Origin of the sequence: Burkholderia sp. GbtcB21 (assembly GCF_019091065.1) — a bacterium.
Taxonomy (GTDB): domain Bacteria; phylum Pseudomonadota; class Gammaproteobacteria; order Burkholderiales; family Burkholderiaceae; genus Burkholderia; species Burkholderia pyrrocinia_C.
In genome coordinates, this window is the sequence record NZ_JAGXKA010000028.1 from 33,388 (window position 1) to 51,392 (window position 18,005).

Annotated in this window: 15 protein-coding genes and 2 pseudogenes; 16 read left to right on the top strand and 1 reads right to left on the bottom strand. The window is 63.8% G+C overall.

Annotation, left to right across the window (positions count from 1 at the left end; genetic code table 11):
- The first annotated feature begins 8 nt into the window (after positions 1 to 8).
- The 15 genes and pseudogenes from KVT39_RS38200 (at position 9) to KVT39_RS34595 (ending at position 16,335) form a co-directional block, all read left to right on the top strand.
- Positions 9 to 371, top strand: coding sequence for an SLC13 family permease (locus tag KVT39_RS38200; protein ID WP_368858954.1), 363 nt, complete (start codon positions 9 to 11; stop codon positions 369 to 371).
- A complete protein-coding gene (locus tag KVT39_RS34530; RefSeq protein WP_254640753.1) occupies positions 254 to 1,033 on the top strand; it encodes an SLC13 family permease in 780 nt (259 codons plus the stop codon). Before KVT39_RS38200 ends, KVT39_RS34530 begins: the two co-directional genes overlap by 118 nt.
- Positions 1,034 to 1,281: 248 nt before the next feature.
- Complete coding sequence (locus tag KVT39_RS34535; RefSeq protein WP_217591186.1) at positions 1,282 to 2,703, top strand: sensor histidine kinase; 1,422 nt, start codon at positions 1,282 to 1,284, stop codon at positions 2,701 to 2,703.
- A complete protein-coding gene (locus tag KVT39_RS34540; RefSeq protein WP_217591187.1) occupies positions 2,700 to 3,335 on the top strand; it encodes a response regulator transcription factor in 636 nt (211 codons plus the stop codon). Before KVT39_RS34535 ends, KVT39_RS34540 begins: the two co-directional genes overlap by 4 nt.
- Before the next feature lie 130 nt (positions 3,336 to 3,465).
- A complete protein-coding gene (locus KVT39_RS34545) occupies positions 3,466 to 3,849 on the top strand; it encodes a response regulator transcription factor (protein WP_217591188.1) in 384 nt (127 codons plus the stop codon).
- Between the two features lie 153 nt (positions 3,850 to 4,002).
- Positions 4,003 to 4,572, top strand: a complete 570-nt coding sequence (locus KVT39_RS34550) for a YSC84-related protein (protein WP_217591189.1) — start codon at positions 4,003 to 4,005, stop codon at positions 4,570 to 4,572.
- Between the two features lie 83 nt (positions 4,573 to 4,655).
- Complete coding sequence (locus KVT39_RS34555) at positions 4,656 to 5,195, top strand: glycine zipper domain-containing protein (protein WP_217591190.1); 540 nt, start codon at positions 4,656 to 4,658, stop codon at positions 5,193 to 5,195.
- A 27-nt stretch (positions 5,196 to 5,222) separates the two neighbouring features.
- Positions 5,223 to 5,621 (top strand): hypothetical protein, encoded by a 399-nt coding sequence (locus tag KVT39_RS34560; protein ID WP_254640748.1) that lies wholly within the window; start codon positions 5,223 to 5,225, stop codon positions 5,619 to 5,621.
- 16 nt (positions 5,622 to 5,637) lie between these two features.
- On the top strand, positions 5,638 to 6,807 hold the full coding sequence (locus KVT39_RS34565; RefSeq protein WP_254640749.1) for an efflux RND transporter periplasmic adaptor subunit: 1,170 nt from the start codon (positions 5,638 to 5,640) through the stop codon (positions 6,805 to 6,807).
- Positions 6,808 to 6,819: 12 nt separating this feature from the next.
- Positions 6,820 to 10,014, top strand: a complete 3,195-nt coding sequence (locus KVT39_RS34570; protein ID WP_217591191.1) for an efflux RND transporter permease subunit — start codon at positions 6,820 to 6,822, stop codon at positions 10,012 to 10,014.
- 1 nt (position 10,015) lies between these two features.
- Entirely contained in the window at positions 10,016 to 11,485 is a 1,470-nt protein-coding gene (locus KVT39_RS34575) for an efflux transporter outer membrane subunit (protein WP_217591192.1), read from the top strand.
- Positions 11,482 to 12,771: a paraquat-inducible protein A gene (locus tag KVT39_RS34580; RefSeq protein ID WP_217591193.1), complete on the top strand. Its 1,290-nt coding sequence runs from the start codon at positions 11,482 to 11,484 to the stop codon at positions 12,769 to 12,771. The genes KVT39_RS34575 and KVT39_RS34580 overlap by 4 nt, the downstream gene beginning before the upstream one ends.
- Positions 12,746 to 14,362, top strand: coding sequence for an intermembrane transport protein PqiB (locus tag KVT39_RS34585; RefSeq protein ID WP_217591194.1), 1,617 nt, complete (start codon positions 12,746 to 12,748; stop codon positions 14,360 to 14,362). Before KVT39_RS34580 ends, KVT39_RS34585 begins: the two co-directional genes overlap by 26 nt.
- Positions 14,359 to 14,949, top strand: a complete 591-nt coding sequence (locus tag KVT39_RS34590; RefSeq protein WP_217591195.1) for a membrane integrity-associated transporter subunit PqiC — start codon at positions 14,359 to 14,361, stop codon at positions 14,947 to 14,949. Before KVT39_RS34585 ends, KVT39_RS34590 begins: the two co-directional genes overlap by 4 nt.
- Positions 14,950 to 15,100: 151 nt before the next feature.
- Positions 15,101 to 16,335 (top strand): annotated as a pseudogene (locus KVT39_RS34595) (IS256 family transposase).
- Here the strand turns inward: KVT39_RS34595 and KVT39_RS34600 are convergent.
- A protein-coding gene (locus tag KVT39_RS34600) for an IS5 family transposase (protein WP_254640750.1) occupies positions 16,320 to 17,137 on the bottom strand; the annotation gives its coding sequence in 2 pieces (ribosomal slippage) (positions 16,320 to 16,789 and positions 16,789 to 17,137; 819 coding nt in all). The pseudogene KVT39_RS34595 and the gene KVT39_RS34600 overlap by 16 nt on opposite strands.
- A gap of 176 nt (positions 17,138 to 17,313) precedes the next feature.
- Here KVT39_RS34600 and KVT39_RS34605 point away from each other — a divergent pair.
- A pseudogene (locus KVT39_RS34605) lies at positions 17,314 to 17,838 on the top strand (transposase); the annotation flags it as partial.
- Positions 17,839 to 18,005 lie beyond the last annotated feature (167 nt).

Genomic DNA, 18,005 nt, shown 5'->3' on the forward strand with positions numbered 1-18,005 from the left:
TCCTGATCGTGGCGCCGCTGTGCGCGGTGCTGCCCAATGCGACAACGGTCGTTCTGCTCGCACCCGTTATCATTCGGGTCGCGCAAGCGCTCGACGTTGATATTGCACCGCCGATGATTCTGACCGCGATCGTCAGCAATTCCGCCGGCTTGCTGACGATCGTCGGCGACCCGGCGACCTATCTCGTCGGCAGTTCGGTCGGCATGACGTTCGAGTTCTATCTGCGCCACGTCAGCATGGGTGGCTCATGGCGATGGCAATCGTTGTGCCGCTCTTGCCGCGGCTTATGCCGGGCGTATGGAATCTGCGGCGTGCGTTGCTGCCGGCCCGGACGCCGGGGCGCATCGAGCGGCCAGTCTATGCGAGTTTGACGCTCGCGGTGCTGGTGGCGATGGTGGGTCTCTTCGTATTCGGCGAGCGTCTTCCCGCGCCGATCGTTCCGCCGGCCGTCGCGCTGATCGCGAGCGCGCTCGCGCTGCTTGTTGGCTATGCGGCACGCGTCGAGCCGACCGACAACGTGTTGCGCGATGTGGACTGGAAGACGCTCATGTTTCTGGCGAGCATCTTCTGTCTCGTGCAGGCGATAGTCAAGACGGGCCTGCTTCAGTTGATGGCGCTGCGGCTCTATGACCTGTTCGGCACGCACGTCACACTCGCTGCGCTAACTGTAATCGCGGGGATCGGCTTCCTGTCGAGCCTGCTCGCCAACGTTCCCGTCGCCGCCGCATCGGTCGTGATGATCAAGGGCTACCTTGTGGCGGCGGAGGTCGTGCCGGAGACGGCGCTGTCCGCACATTTTTGCGCATTGGCCAGCGGTGTCGATCCCGGTGTTTGTCGGGATGATGTTCGGTGCGACATTCGGGGGCAACGCGACGCTGATCGGCGCATCCGCGAACATCGTTGCGGCGGCAGGCATTTGCGTCCGACAGGGCAAGCCGATCACGTTCGCGCAATTTCTGCACCTTGGGCTACCCATTGCGCTGTGTCAGTTGGTGGCGTCGGCGCTGTACGTCGCCGTGCTTTCGCAATTTAAGCGCTAGACATCCTACTCACGTGATCGTGCCACCGCGGAAAATGTCATCAGGACTGGAATTCGGTCGCCCTGTATACCTAAAATTGGTTGCAAACACGAGAGTAATTGCAATTCCCGACGCCATCGTTCAGGCGGTATGTAGCATGAAGCTACACCTCCAAATGCAGATTCGACGATGGTTTTGCCGCCCGCCGCGAAACGCGTGACTGACGCAGAAGCAGCCGGCGCGTCGCCACGGAGAAAGAGACATGGCTCTCCCCACGCCGGGTACCGAGATCGCGCTGGCGATATCAGTTGCGCTATTCGTGTGGCAGTTACATAACTTGTGTGCGCGACCTCAAGCGCCACTCGATTCGAGCGGCGATCGCGATGCGCTATTCAGTGTCGATCGGATCGCTGCATTGCAATGTGATGCCCCGCGAGGAGAACCCCGCGGCGAAGGGGTTTTTGCGCATGCGGGCTTGCACATCCAGCCGACGCTGCGCCGCGCGTCGGACTTGGCGGCACGCATTCCATGGTTAGGAAAGAGGTTGAAACCAGATCGTAAGCATCACAAGACGACAATGCCGATGCATGATGCGCTTGAACGCGTTCCGATGGCGATTATTGGTTTCAATGAACGTAATGAAGTCGCCTTTGCCAACGAATGGGCGAAGGCGCTGTTCGGTTACTGTGGCGACACGTTGACTAGTGCATCCGAGCGCATACTGTTTCCTGAATTTCCGGTGAACGTCACGTATCACGTATCGGAGCAGCTTGCGCCGGGCATGTCGCCGCCGTGGCAAACGATGAAATTGGCTGTGGCGAGGCGCAGTGATGGAGCGGAATTTCCGGTGGAAGTGACGGTGAGCGAATGCCGAATCGATGGTGCGCTGACCCGGCTCGCGATGATCGTTGATTGCCGGGAGCGAGTTGAGTTGCACCGGAGCCGACAGGAACTCGCGCACCTCGCGCGAATTTCCGCGCTTGGCGAACTGGCGGGGTCGCTTGCGCACGAACTGAACCAGCCGCTGACCGCGATCCTGAGCAACGCGCAGGCGGCACAGCGTTTCATGGAGGCCGACCCGATCAACCTGATCGAGGTACGCGAAACCCTGAAAGACATAGTGGCCGACAATTGCCGCGCAGGTGAAATCATCCGAAAAATGCGGGCGCTCGTCCGGAAGGGCGACGTGGATCTTCAGCTGCTTGACGTTGGCAGTGTCATTCGTGACGTCATGCTGCTCGTGCACAGTGACGCGGTTCTGCGCGGTATCCGGACGACGCTCCACATCGAAGACGCGCTACCCGCCGTGCGTGGTGACCGGGTGCAGCTTCAGCAGGTCGTGCTCAATCTCCTGCTCAATGCATTTGACGCAGTGCATGACAAGCCTGCCGTGGACTGCGTCGTGGCTGTGCGGGCGTGGGCCGAGCCAGAAGGGACGGTTCGTGTCTGCGTGCGTGATCGAGGGCATGGACTGACGGTCGACCAGCTCGACAAGATCTTCAAGCCGTTCTTCACGTCGAAGCCACACGGGCTGGGATTGGGCCTGTCGATCAGCCAGACGATCGTCGCCGCGCACGACGGCCGTCTCTGGGCGGAAAACAACCCGGATAGGGGCGCTTCGTTTCATGTTGCGCTGCCGACAGAGGGCACTGCGGAATCAAACCGTGCGCGCCGACAGTCATGAACAATCACGCTTCCCTCGTTTTCATCGTGGACGACGATCCTTCGGTTCGACTCGCGCTTTCGAGGCTCGTCCGGTCGGCAGGTCACCGGGTCGAGTCATTCGAGTCGGGGCGTGCGTTTCTCGCTGCCGCCGATCCGACGAATTGCCCTGCGTGCCTGTTGCTGGACCTTCAGTTGCCGGACGTGAGCGGACTCGAATTGCAACGCCAACTGAGCGCGGTGCTGCCGATCATTTTCATTACAGGACATGGTGATATCTGCACGACCGTGGTCGCGATGAAGGCCGGCGCGACGGACTTCCTGCCGAAGCCGGTCTGCGGCACAGTTCTGCTAGACGCAATCCGGCGCGCGCTCGAGAGTTCGGTGCAGATGGATAAACGCCGCCGGGAACTCGCCAGCCTACAGGAGCGTGCCAACCGTCTAACGCCGCGAGAGCGGGAGGTCTTGACACTCGTCGTGACGGGCCGCCTGAACAAGCAAGTCGCCGCCGATCTCGGCATTGCAGAAAAGACAATCAAGATCCACCGCGCACGCGTGATGGAAAAAATGGAAGCGGCGTCGCTGGCGGATCTGGTTCGTCTCGCCGAAAAGATCGGTATCGGCGTTTCGACTTCCGTACGTCCGGTCCATTAAACATCCGCGCTACGCGTCCCTCGTCTCGACGGTGGACCAAAGTCTTATATCGGTTTTGCAACTCGCCTGATAGCCTCAATTTGCGGGATCGCGGTGACGCGGGCAACGGCCGAATCCGGAAATTCTCACAATGGATAACGTCAAGCCATTCGTTGTGGTTGTCGACGACGATGAATCGGTGGGCCGGGCGATCAAGCGTCTGTTGCGATCTGTCGGCATCGGCGCAGACACGTTTCTCAGCGGCGATGATTTTCTCGACACGCTTGCTTCGATGCCTTCGTACCATCCCGCTTGCGCGATTCTCGATATCCAGATGCCCGGGCTCAACGGACTCGAGGTGCAGCGGCGCTTCGCCGTAACGGGTGTGCCAGTCATCGTGATTACCGCCTACGACGATGTCGCCGTGCGCGAACAAGCGCTTGCTGCTGGTGCGATCGCCTATGTGCGCAAGCCGTTCCACGATTCCGTGCTGATCAAGACTGTCCGCGCCGCACTGGGTATCGTGTCGCCATAGTGATGCTGTATTCGAGCGCCGGCGCGATATGGGACCAAAGTCCCATTGTTCTTCCTGCGCATGGCTGCCACACTTGAATGCGACACGTGCGCCCCATTCTCTGAGGAATTTGCTGGATTGCACGATCGCTGGTACCAAATAGGAGTACGAATCATGATCGAACGCATTCGCAAGCTGGCTGTCATCTCGCTGTTGGCCGTGATGGCGGCCTGCTCGACCGGTCAATCACCGTCCGCAACCAGTTCCATGAAGTCGGATCCTGTCCTCGACGAGGACGCCCAGGCGGCGCTCGCGAATTTGTATGCTGCCACGCCGCAGGCGAAAGACGTGGCCGCCACGGCCAAAGGCATTCTGGTCTTTCCGAGCGTGGTGAGGGCCGGATTCATCGCCGGTGCGTCGCACGGCACGGGAGAGCTGATCGAGGACGGCAAGGTTACCGGTTACTACGCGACGACATCGGTCACGTATGGCCTTCAGGCAGGCGTCCAGACTTATGGTTACGTGATGATGTTCATGTCGGACAAGGCGCTCGACAACCTGAAAACGAGTTCCGGCTTCGAGGTGGGAATGGCGCCAACGGTTGTGATCGGGGATGCTGGCGCTGCTAAAAATCTGACCACCACGACACTCAAGTCGGATATTTACGCGTTCATCTTCAACCAGAAGGGGCTGATGGCCGGGATAGGTCTGAGGGGGTCGAAGATCACCCGCCTCGATCGATGAAGCAGGCGTCTGCTGCTCAAGACATCTGTGCGAATGGTGATCTGGATTGCGATCGGAATAATTCGGTCGAAGCGAGACCAAACATGGAATCCACATTGCAGCGTTCGAAGTCTGAATGTCAAGGCAAGTCCGAAGAGGCCCACACGCGGCGGTTCGCATGCTTCGTGATTTGTCTTGTCACATTGACGGTCACCGGTTTCGCGTCTGCTCAGCAGCAGCCGATCTTCTATCCGGCAAAGGAGCAGAGTGCGCAAAAACAGCAGACCGACACGGCGGAATGCCAGGTATGGGCAAAACAGACCACTGGCGTTGACCCGGTCGCCCTCGCGCAACGCTCGGCATCTCCGCCTGCTCCCCAGCCGCCGCAGGGTGGCCCCGTGACGGGCGCGGCAGGCGGAGCGGCCATGGGGGCCGCGATTGGTGCAATCGCCGGTGATGCAGGTAAGGGGGCGGCAATCGGTGCTGTCACGGGTACCGCCGGTGGCGGCATGCGCCGGCTTCGTCGGGAGCAGGCCGCCGCTCAGCAGCAGCAGGCCACGCAGAGCAGCACCGCGAGCCAACTATCGACGTTTACGCGCGCCGTGACTGCGTGCATGAACGGGCGAGGTTACACGAGCCAGTAGTATCGAAGCGGAACGACGGGTGCAGCCATGAAGAACATTGTACGTCGGGTGCTGGTGGCGACGGCCATCTTGCTGGATTGCGCAGGCGCATATGCTGGCGATTTCGATGGAAGCAAGCGGCTGCTGTGCGCGACGATTGAGGCTCATGCATGCGATCCGGGCCTTCCTTGCGCGCGTGCGCTGCCCGCAGACCTCGGTGCGCCGAAGTTCCTATCCATCGACTTCGTGAAAAGAACGGTTGCCGGACCCTCGCGGAGCTCACCGATTCAATTCATGGAGAAAGGCCAGACCCAGGTCGTCATGCAGGGCACCGAACTCGGCGTTGCGTGGACACTCGTGCTCGACACGCGTGACGGGACGATGACTGCGTCGCTTGTCAATCGAAATAATGCCGTGCTGGTGTTCGGAAACTGCACGGCGATGTAGCGTCGGGAATCATCTCATGAAACCCGTAACCCTACTTTGTTCGATGCCGCTGATCGCGGCCCTCGCCGTCTGCACGGGATGCAAGAAGCCGGCAGCGGTCCCGAAGCTCGGCGAGCCTGAAGTGACGATCGTGACGGTCGCGCCACGCGACACGCCGGTGGACTTCGAATTCACCGCGCAGACGCAGAGTTCGCACGAGGTCGAGATTCGAGCGCGGGTGGACGGATTCCTGGACAAGCGCACCTATGTCGAAGGTCAGATGGTGAAGTCTGGCCAGACGCTCTTCCAGATGGACCACAAGCCGTTCGATGCCGCGCTGCAGACCGCGAAGGGACAGCTCGCGCAGCAGCAGGCGAGGCTCAACGTCGCGAAGGAAAATCTCGCGCGGGTCAGGCCGCTCGCCGCACAGAACGCGCTGAGCAAGAAGGACCTCGACGACGCAGTCGGCAACGTGCAGCAGGCCGAGGCCGCCGTGATCGCCGCGCAGGGGCAGGTGCAGACGGCGCAGCTCAACCTCGGCTACACGACGATCAAGTCGCCGATCACCGGCCTGTCGAGTTTCGCCCGGCAGCAGGACGGCAGCTACGTCACGGCCACCGCGGCGGGACTGCTCACGTACATTTACCAGCTCGACCCGATGTGGGTGAATTTCAGCATCTCCGAAAACGAGATGCTCAAGCGCCGCGATGAAATTGCGAAAGGAAAGCTGCGCTTTCCGCCGAACGACGAATTCGTCGTGACGCTCGTGCTGGCCGACGGTACGGAGTTTCCGCAGCGCGGGCGGATCAATTTCGCGAACCCGGCATTCAGCACCGACACCGGAACGTTTCTGGTGCGCGCCGTGTTCGACAACCCGAACGGCACGTTGCGCCCCGGGCAGTTCGTGCGCGCGCGCGTGTCCGGCGCGACGCGGCCCGGCGCGGTGCTGGTACCGCAGCGCGCTGTCCTGCAGGGCGCGAAGAGTCACTACGTGTGGGTCGTCGACCATGAATCGAAGGCGCATCAGCGCGTCGTCGAAGTCGGGGAGTGGCACGGCGACGACTGGTTCGTCACCGACGGGCTGAAGGCCGGCGAGCGCGTCGTGGTCGACGGGGCGATCCGCGTGGCGCCGGATACGCCGCTGAAGATCGTTCCCGGGGCGCCGCCGTCGGCCGCGAGCGGATCCGGCGTCGCCGCGGCCCAGTGACGGGGCGGCCTCATGAACATCTCCCACTTCTGCATCGACCGGCCGATTTTCGCGTCCGTCATCTCGATCGTCATCACGCTGGGCGGCGCATTGACGATGCTCGCGCTGCCGGTGGCCCAGTACCCGGACGTCACGCCGCCGCAGATCACGATTGCGGCGTCCTATCCGGGTGCGAGCGCGGACGTCGTCGCCAATAACGTGGCCGCGCCGATCGAGCAGCAGGTCAACGGCGCGGACAACATGATCTACATGAATTCGTCCAGCTCGTCGACCGGCAACCTGACGATCAACGCGTACTTCGAGATCGGCACCAACCCCGAACTCGCGCAGGTGGACGTGCAGAACCGCGTGAACCTGGCGCTGCCGCAACTGCCGCAATCGGTTCAGGCGCAGGGCGTGCAGATCCAGAAGAAATCGTCGGCGTTCATGATGGTCATCGCGATCTATTCGCCGCAGGAACGCTACGACGCGACCTATATCGCGAACTACGCGAACATCTACGTGCTCGATGCGATCAAGCGCATCGGCGGGGCCAATCAGTCGGCCATCTTCGGCACCCCCGACTATGCGATGCGCATCTGGCTGAAGCCGGACCGGATGGCGCAACTGGGCGTCACGGCAGCCGACGTCCAGCGCGCGGTCGCCAACCAGAACCAGCAGTTCGCGGTCGGGCGGCTCGGTCAGGCGCCGACCGGCGGCGCGGTCGAGCAGTCTTTCGCGGTGACGACTCCGGGCCGCCTCGCCGAGCCGGCTGACTTCGACAACATCATCATCCGTGCGGCGAGCCAGGGCACGGCGATCGTCCGCCTCAAGGATGTGGGGCGGGCCGAGCTGGGGCAGAAGGACTATTCGATCCGCAGCCGCTTCCAGGGCAAGCCGGCCACGATCATCGCGGTCTATCAGCAGCCGGGCGCCAACGCGCTCGATGTGTCGAAGCAGGTGCGCGCGACGCTCGCGGACATGAAGAAGTCGTTTCCCGAAGGGCTCGACTACCAGATCGCGATGGACACGACGGAGTTCACGCGCGCGTCGATCACCGACGTCGTGCACACCTTCTTCGAGGCGCTCATCCTGGTCGTGATCGTCGTGTTCGTGTTCCTGCAAAGCCTGCGCGCCACCATCATCCCGGTGCTGGCGGTGCCGGTGTCGATTCTCGGCACCGCGATGGGCATGGCGCTGCTCGGCTTCTCGATCAACATGCTGACGCTGTTCGGGATGGTGCTCGCGATCGGCATCGTGGTCGACGACGCGATCGTCGTGATCGAGAACGTCGAGCGCAACATGACGGTGCACAAGCTCGACCCGAAGGCGGCCGCCAAGCGCGCGATGGACGAGGTGGCCGGGCCGGTGGTGGCGATCGTGCTGGTGCTGTGCGCGGTGTTCGTGCCGGTCGCGTTTCTCGGCGGCATCACGGGGCAGCTCTACAAGCAGTTCGCGATCACGATCGCGATTTCGGTGGTGATCTCGGGTGTCGTCGCGCTGACGTTGTCGCCGGCCCTGGCCGCGCTGCTGCTCACGAGCGCGCACCACGAGAAGAAGGGCTTCTTCCGATGGTTCGAAAACGTGTTCGCGCGGCTGACGGCCGGCTACACGCGCGCGGTCAGGTTCGTCATCAAGCGCTTCGTGCTCGCGCTCGTCCTGTTCGGCGGCATGATCGTGCTGACGGTGTTGATGTTCAGGGCGATCCCGGGCGCGTTTCTGCCGCCGGAAGATCAAGGCTACCTGCTCGGCGCGATCGTCATGCCGGACGCGGCAAGCCTCGACCGCACGGGCGACGTGTCGCAGCGGGTCGCCGACTACTTCATGAAGCAGGCGGCGGTGGGCAGCGTGACGACGGTCGACGGCTTCAGCCTGCTCGACAGCCAGAACAAGAACAACGCCGGCACGTTCTTCATCGGCCTGAAGGGCTTCGACGAGCGCTACAAGTTCGCGAACATCAGGACGCAGAACGCCCGCGCCGTGCTGGTCGATGCGTATGTGAACCTGTCCAGGATCAGGGAGGGAATCGTCATTCCCGTCAATCCGCCGTCGATTCCGGGGCTCGGTACGACCGGCGGCACCGAGGTATGGGTGCAGAGCAAGGGCGACGCGTCGATTGCGCAGTTGGCGGGCGTCGTGCAGGAATTCGTGAACAAGGCGAAAGCGCGGCCGGAGCTGTCTGGTGTGACATCGACCTTCAACGCATCGTCGCAACAGCTGCTGGTCGATGTGGATCGCGACAAGTCCGAGACGCTCGGCGTGCCGATCCAGGACGTGTACAGCGCGATGCAGACGATGTTCGGCTCGCTCTACGTGTCGCAATTCAACCGGGCGAGCCGGCTCTGGCAGGTCATCCTGCAGGCGGAACCGTCCTACCGCCTCAAGCCGCAGGACCTGGACCGGATCTACGTGCGCAGCACGAACGGCAACATGGTGCCGCTCAAGTCCGTGGTGACCTACCGGTACGTGACGGGCCCCGACCTGATCACGCGGTTCAACAATTTCCCCGCGGTCAAGATCACGGCCAATGCAGCCCCCGGCTACAGCTCCGGCCAGGTCATCGCCGTGCTGGAAGAGCTGGCGGCACAGTTGCCGCCCGGTTACGACGTCGCGTGGAGCGGCGAGGCCTACGAGGCGCGCAAGGCGGGTGGAACGTCCGGCCTGGTGTTCGGTTTCGGCCTCGTGATGGTGTTCCTGATCCTCGCCGCGCAATACGAGAAGTGGTCGCTGCCGTTCGGCGTGCTGATGGCGGTGCCGTTCGCGATGTTCGGCGCGCTGGTCGCGATCCTGCTGCGTGGGCTCAATAACGATGTCTACTTCCAGATCGGACTGACGATGCTGGTGGCTCTGGCCGCCAAGAACGCGATCCTGATCTTCGAGTTCGCGGTGATCAACCGCGAGGCGGGCGCATCGCCCTACGACGCGGCGCTCACCGCTTCGGAAGAGCGCTTGCGCCCGATCATCATGACCTCGCTGGCGTTCATCCTCGGCGTCGTGCCGCTGGCGATCGCGCTCGGCGCGTCGGCGAACAGCCGCCATTCGATCGGCACGGGCGTCATCGGCGGGATGCTCGGGGCCACTGCGATCGCCGTGTTCTTCATCCCGATGTTCTATTACCTGCTCGAGGCGTGGTCGTCGCGCTCGCGCGGCAAGGCCCTGCCGCCTTCGTCGGAGGCCGGGCCCGGGTCGCCGCACACCGCCCCATCCGTACCCTGCAAGGACGACTGACATGCGACGCGCCGCGTTCTGGCGCCTTTGCGCGCCGGTCTTGTTGATGGGCCTGGGCGGATGCCTGCTCGGCCCGGACTACGTGCGGCCCAAGGTCGACGCGCCGGCGTCGTTCCGGTTCGCGTCCGGCGAGGCGGCGGACGTCGCCAACAGCGCGTGGTGGGAGCAGTTCCAGGACCCGACATTGAACGCGTTGATCGCGACCGCACTGGCGGAAAACCGCGACGTCAAGGTTGCGTCGGCGCGCGTCGACGAATTCCTCGGTCAGTTCGTCAGCACGCGCTCGGCGTTGTTTCCGCAAGTCGCCGCCGGGTTCGACGCCACGCGCCAGCGCTCGTCGCGAAGCGGCGCGATTCCGCTGCCGCCGACGGTTCCGTCGGTCTCGAACCAGTTTCAGGCGACCCTGTCCGCAACGTGGGACCTCGACCTGTTCGGCAAGGTCAGACGCGAAACCGAAGCCGCGCGTGCCAACCTGCGCGCGAGCGAGGAAGCGCGCCGCGCGACGATCCTGACGCTCGTGGCGTCGGTCGCATCGTCCTACATCACGCTGCGCAGCCTCGACCGCCAGCTGGAGATCGCGAAAGCGACGACAGCGAGTCGCGCGGACTCCGTCAAGGTGTTTACGGCGCGCTTTAACGGGGGCGAAGTGTCGCAGATGGAGCTGGCGCAGAGCCAGTCCGAATACGAGACGACGCTTGCGACCATCCCGCAGCTCGAAACGCAGATAGCACTACAGGAGGACGCGCTGTCGGTGCTGCTCGGCCGCAATCCCGGCCCGATCGTACGCGGCCGCGCGCTCGCCGAGCTGGAGACGCCCGCCGTTCCCGCGGGGCTGCCGGCGGATCTGCTCGAACGCCGGCCCGACCTGCTGCAGGCGGAACAGAACCTGATCGCGCAGAACGCGCTGATCGGCGCGGCCCGCGCGCTGTACTTCCCGTCGATTTCGCTGACCGGGCTGTTCGGTTCGGTCAGCGCGCAGTTCTCGAATCTCTTTACCGGGCCCGCGCGCGTCTGGTCGTTTGCCGGGTCGGCGACGCTGCCGATCTTCACCGGCGGCAACATTTCCGGGCAGGTCCGCCAGGCAGAGGCACATCAGCAGGAAGCGCTCTACGCGTACCAGAAGGCGATCGAGGTCGCGTTCCAGCAGGTCGAGGACGCGCTGATCGGATCGCAGAAGTCGCGTGAGCAGCTCGCCGCGCAGGCGCGCCAGATCGACGCGTTGCGCACGTACGAGCGGCTCGCGCGGTTGCGCTACGAGGGCGGTTATACGAGCTATATCGAGGTGCTCGACGCGGAGCGCACGCTGTTCAATGCGGAGCTGTCGTACACGCAGACGCGCAGCGCGACGCTCACGTCGCTCGTCAATCTCTACATGGCGATGGGCGGGGGCTGGGTCGTCACGGCCGAGCGGATGACCGCACCGCCGCACGCCGCCGCCGATCGGCCCGTGGCCGACGAGGGGCCAAGATGAACCGCACCGGTCTGATCGTCTGCCACGAATGCGACCTGCTGCAGCGGAGCGGACCGGTGGCGCCTGGCGGCGCGCTGCGCTGCCGGCGCTGCCGTGCGGAGCTTTACCGGAATCGCGAGGACTGCCTGACGCGCGCGCTGGCGTTCGCCACGGCCGCGGGCGTGCTGTTCGTCATTTCGAACCTGTACCCGATCGTCGGCCTGTCGGTGGGCGGGACGGTGGTCGAGACGACGCTGGCCGGATCCGTGCGCGTGCTGTATGCGGACGGGATCTGGCCGCTCGCCGGCCTCGTGTTCGCGACCACGATGCTGATGCCGTTCGTGCAGATCGCCGGCATGCTCTGGCTGCTGGTGCCGTTGCGGATGAACCGCGTGCCAGCGTGCGCGGCGCTCGTGTTTCGGCTCTGCCACCTCGCGGCACCGTGGGGGATGACGGAAGTGCTGATCCTCGGCTTGCTGGTGGCGCTGGTCAAGCTGGCCCACATCGCGAGTGTCGTGACGGGCGTCGCGCTCTATTCGTTCGGCGGGCTGATGCTCGTGCTTGCAGCCGCCGGCGCGGCGTTCGATGCGCATGAATTGTGGTCGCGTATCGACGCGGCGCAGGGCCATGGCGACGGGCGCGGCAGCGGCATGCCGATGCCGCGCGGTGCCGTCACGGCCGCCGATTGCAGCCTCGCGCTGTGTCACGACTGCGGGCAACTCGCACGCGCGCCGGCCGACGCGCAGGATCTGGCCTGTCCGCGCTGCGGCGCGGCGCTGCACCTGCGCAAACCCGCGAGCGTGTCGCGCACTTGGGCGCTCCTGATTGCCGCGATCGTCCTTTACATCCCCGCGAACGTGCTGCCGGTGATGTACACGAGTTCGCTGTTCGGTGCGCAGAAGGACACCATCCTGAGCGGCGTCGTCTATTTGTGGGTCTCCGGATCGTGGCCGCTCGCGGTCGTGGTGTTTATCGCGAGCATCGCGGTGCCGCTGCTCAAGATTCTCGCGCTCGCGTATCTGGCGTTCTCGGTCCAGCGGCATTCGCGATGGCTGCAGGAACAGCGTACGCGCATCTATCGGATGGTTGAATTCGTCGGGCGCTGGTCGATGCTCGACATCTACGTGATCACGATGCTCGTCGCGCTCGTGCAGTTCCAGGCGCTGGCGACGATCAAGGCCGGTCCTGCGGCGATCGCGTTCGGGGCGGTGGTGGTGCTGACGATGTTCGCGGCGACGACATTCGACCCCCGCCTGATCTGGGACACTGGAGAGCAGCATCATGGGTGGCCCCGAGCAGAAGCCTGACATGCCGGACATTCCGGACGCCGTCGCCACGACGCGCTCGCGCTGGCGCATGCAACTCGTGTGGCTCGTGCCGATCGTCGCCGTGCTGATCGGCGGATGGCTGGCGGTGAAGGCCGTCATCGAACAAGGCCCGACGATCACGATCACCTTCAGGACCGGAGAAGGTCTCGAAGCCGGGAAGACGAAGATCAAGTTCAAGAACGTCGATATCGGCGTGGTCAGGTCGGTGGTGCTGTCCACCGATCACAAGCGCGTGGTGGCGACCGCGGACATCACCAAGGACGCGACGTCGCTGCTGGTCGAAAACACGCGTTTCTGGGTCGTGCGCCCGCGTATTTCCGGCGGGACGGTGTCGGGCCTCGGCACGCTGTTGTCCGGCTCGTTCATCGGCGCTGACGTCGGCGATGCGAAGGGCGCGCGCCGCACGTTCACCGGCCTGGAGACGCCGCCGGTGTTCACGAGTGACGAGCCGGGCCGGACGTTCGTCCTGAAAGGCATGGACATGGGGTCGATCGACGTCGGCACGCCGGTCTATTTCCGGCGGCTCCAGGTCGGGCAGATCGTTTCGTATTCGCTCGACTCGGACGGCAAGGGCGTGACGGTGCACGCGTTCGTTAATGCGCCGTACGACCGGTTCGTGAACGCGGATTCGCGGTTCTGGCACGCGAGCGGCATCGACGTCGCGCTCAGCCCCGACGGCTTGCAGGTCGAGACGCAGTCGCTGGTGTCGATCATGATCGGCGGCATTGCGTTCGAGACGCCCGGCGAGCCGCTCGAGCAGGCAGCGGCGCCAACCGACATGGCGTTCACGCTGTACCACGACCGCGCGGAGGCGATGAAGCGCCACGACGCCATCGTCTCGAAGTTTCTGGTGAACTTCACCGACTCGGTGCGCGGCCTGGCGGTCGGAGCGCCCGTCGATTTCCGCGGCGTGACGGTCGGCGAAGTGACGGGAATCTATACGCGCTTCGATCGCGAAACCCGCAAGTTCAGCATTCCCGTCGAATTCAATCTTTATCCGGAGCGTTTCACGTCGCGCTACCGGACAGGTGCCAAGGGGGGGCGCCTTTCCCGGCATCCCGAGCAACTGGCGAACCTGCTCGTGGAGCGCGGGCTGCGCGCGCAGTTGAGGACCGGCAACCTGCTGACCGGGCAACTCTATGTCGCACTCGATTTCTTTCCGGACGCAGCGAAGGCTTCGATCGACTGGGCCGCCAACCCGCCTGAACTACCGGCGATTCCGGGATCGCTGCAATCGCTGCAGGATTCGGTGACCCACCTGATGGCGAAACTCAACGGCATGCCGCTCGACAAGATCGGCAACAACGCGCAACAGACGCTGGCGAGCGCCAACCTGCTGCTCAAGCAGCTCGACACCGTGGTGCCGCAGGCGCGCGATACGCTGGCATCGGCGCACATCGCGCTCGATTCGGCGAACAGTGCGCTGCAGCCGGGCTCGGAGCTGCAGCAGAACACCGGCGATGCGATGCGGGAGATCGCCCGCACGGCCGCGGCGTTCCGGACGTTGGCGGACTACCTCGAGCGGCATCCTGAAGCACTGGTGCGGGGCAAGACGGAGGGGCGGCCATGATGCGCATCCATTCGCTCATCGCCGTCGCGCTGATGGCCGGACTGCTCGGCGGATGTGGCAGTTCGCCGATGGCCCGCTTCTATACGTTGAGTCCCGACGCGACGCTCACCGGCAACGGCGCCGCTGCGCCGGTTCATGTCGTGGTGAGCCCCGTGACCGTGCCTGAAGTCGTCGACCGGCCGCAGATCGTCACGCGCGCGGCCGGTAGCCGCGTGGACATCGATGAATTCGCACGCTGGGCCGAGCCGCTGAAGACGGATATCGCGCGCGTGATCGCGGCCGATCTCGGCATGCTGCTCGGTTCGGCCCAGGTGAACGTGTTCGATAGCGGCGTGGGTGCCACGCCGGCCTGGCGGGTGCGCGTGGACGTGATGCGCTTCGATTCGATGCCGGGTGATTCGGTCACGATCGACGCGCAGTGGGCGATCCGCGCGCCGGGAACGCCCGATGTGGTGATGGGCCGCTCCGTCGCGCACGAGCCGGTGCAGGGGCAGGGTTACGACGCGCTGGTCACGGCGCACAATCGGGCGTTGGCGTCAGTGAGCCGCGATATCGCGTCGGCTATCCATACGAACCGGACTCAATGAGGCCGGAGCAGCAATGAATTATTGTCGAAACTGGTGTACGCGGTGTCGGGAGCGAGCGAGAGAAGGCGGTGGTGATTGAAGGAGAAAGTTGCTTTCGACGGTAACACTTTCCCAATCGAACTCTACCACCATAGCAAAACATACGCAGGAAATGCACGGCAGTCAAACGGCAGAAGCAGACATCAAGGGCGCGCCCGGCCTGGACGATCTGATTCAGCAAGGCGCGCGGCGGATCATCCTGCAAGCCATCGAGGCGGATTTGGCAACGTTGCTCGAATGGTACTCGATCGTGAGGACGATCGACGGCCGGCGGGCGGTCGTACGCAACGGCTACCTGCCGGAGCGCCAGATTGTCACGGCGCTCGGCCCCGTGCCTGTTCAGGTACCGCAGCTCCGCGACCGTTCGGATTCGGGCGTGAAGTGCAACTCGGCGATCGTGCCGCTGTACGTGCGCAAGTCGCCGCGTGTGTCGTCGTCGCTGCCGTCGCTGTACCTGCGCGGCGTCTCGACGGGCGAGATGAGCGACGCGCTGTCTGAGCTGCTCGGCGAGCAGACCAAGGGTCTGTCGGCGAACACCGTGAGCCGCCTGACGGCGGCATGGGCAGATGAGTAACGAGCAGTGGAACAAGCGCGACCTGTCGAGATCGCGTTGGGTCTACTGGTGGGCGGACGGCGTCCACACGCAAGCCCACGCCGAGGATGCCGACGGTCAGTGCTTGCTTGTGATCATCGGCGTGACGCCGGACGGCGACAAGGAGCGCGTCGCGCTCAGCGACGGCTATCGCGAATCGAAGGCATCGTGGGTCGAGCTGCTGCTTGACTTGAAAGCCCGCGGCCCGCAGGCACTGCCACTGCTGGCGGTCGGTGACGGCGCGATGGGATTGTGGGCGGCACTCGACAAGGTGTTCCCGCAGACACGGCATCCATCAGCGCTGCTGGTTCCACAAGATCGGCAACGTGCTCAATGTCATGCCGAAGTCACAGTACGGCCGTGCCAAGGCGGCACTCCCCGAGATCTGGAATGCCGCGACGCGCGCCGATGCGATCGTCGCGTTCAACGGGTCCGTCGACACGTACGCAGCCAAGTACCCGAAAGCGGTCGAGAAGCTGACGAAGGATCGTGACGCGCTGCTCGCCTTCTACGACTTCCCGGACGAGCACTGGCAACACGTGCGAACCACGAATCCGATCGAATCGACGTTCGTGACCGTGCGGCATCGCACGAGCCGCACGCGCAACTGCCTGTCGCGCACGACCTTCCTCGGCATGGCATTCAAGCTGATCGAAGCGGCCGAGCAGTCTTGGAGAAAGATCCGCGGCGTCGACAAGATCGAGCCGCTCCTGAAGGGCATTCGCTTTAAGAGACGGTTTCAGAAAGGCTGCTGAGTCCGCTGCAAAATGTTCCAGCAGATCATGGAGCAGCCGAGTTTGAGGAACGCTTCATGAATGTCGGCACGCCGTTCGAATCGGATACGGAGACGTCGAAAGTGGTGCATCCGAGCATGCGTGCGCTTAACGACCCATCGAACCTTCCCAACGCCGCTGCCGTGTGGTTGTCCGCGTCGGGCAATGCTTGTGGGAATGCCTCGCTCGTGCAGGATGCGCCGGTACTTGTCGTGATCGTAACCCCGATCCGCATAGTCGGGTTTGGGCCGGCTCAGTGGCCGACCGCGAACGCCTTTGATCGGCGCGATCGCCTCGATCAGGGGGATCAGTTGCGTGACGTCATTGCGGTTGGCGCCGGTCAAGATTGCCGCGATCGGTGTGCCGTTGGCGTCGGTGGCGAGGTGGTGTTTGGAACCGGGTCGCGCTCGATCGGTTGGGTTCGGGCCAGTTTTTCGCCCGCCCCAACCGCACGAATCGACGAGGAGTCGACTACCACACGTGAGAAGTCGATCTGGTTTGCCGCGCGTAGTTTGGCCAGCAGCAACGCGTGCAATGCGTCCCACACGCCAGCCTGTTGCCAGTCGCGCAGCCGCCGCCAGCAACTCACGCCCGAGCCACATCCCATTTCCGCAGGAAGATCGCGCCAGCGAATGCCGGTCTTCAGCACGAACAGAATGCCCGTCAGCGCTGCGCGATTCGGCATGGGCTTGCGACCCGGGTATTTGAACCGACGGGGCTTGGCAGGTGGTAGACGTGGCTCGATTAGTTTCCCCAACTCGTCGTCGACGATCGGCTTGCCCATCTCCCTGATCCGGTTGTCATGACGGCTCAGGTTAACAGGTCGCGAGAAAAGGCAGTATGACTTTCCGTGAGGCAGAGGCTGGCCTGCCGTGGGGAATCAAACGCGGGTTAGCATCGCTGCCAGAGCCGCACGGTGTGGATAGGGCCACACCCGGCATTTCCGGCACGGAGGCCAGCATGGAAAACGATAGCACGGTGTACGTGGGACTTGATGTTCACAAGGAGTCCATCACGATCGCCTACGCGATCGGCATGGGGGAGGTGGAACTGCTGGGCAAGATCGGTACGATGCACGGCGATATCGATCGCCTGTGCAAACGCCTGCAGTCAAAGGGGCGACGCGTGCGCGTTGTCTATGAAGCCGGGCCGTGCGGCTATGGGCTCTACCGCCAACTCATGCAGAAGGAGTTCGACTGCATGGTGTGTGCATCGTCGCTGATTCCGAAGAAACCGGGCGAACGCGTCAAGACGGATCGACGCGATGCGATCAAGTTGGTGCGCGCGCTACGCGCGGGTGCCCTGTCGGCCGTGTACGTACCGGGTATCGAAGATGAGGCCTTCCGGGATCTGGCCCGTGCGTGGGCCGCAGCCAAGGACGATCTGAAGCAGGCGCGGCAGCGACTGAAGTCGTTTCTGCTCTCGCACGGTGTGCGCTATACGGGCAGCGCCAACTGGCGCCCAGCCCATCGACGATGGCTTAGTACTACAGCCGTAGATACTAACCGACAGGCGGGGTAAAACCACGGCGTCGGTAATGGGACTGTTGCGCGCGCCACTGGTGAGTACGTCGCCAAATTGACCATGCAATCACATGATTGAACGGGTGGACGGCGCGCCATAACAGACGGTACAACAGTCGACGAATTTCC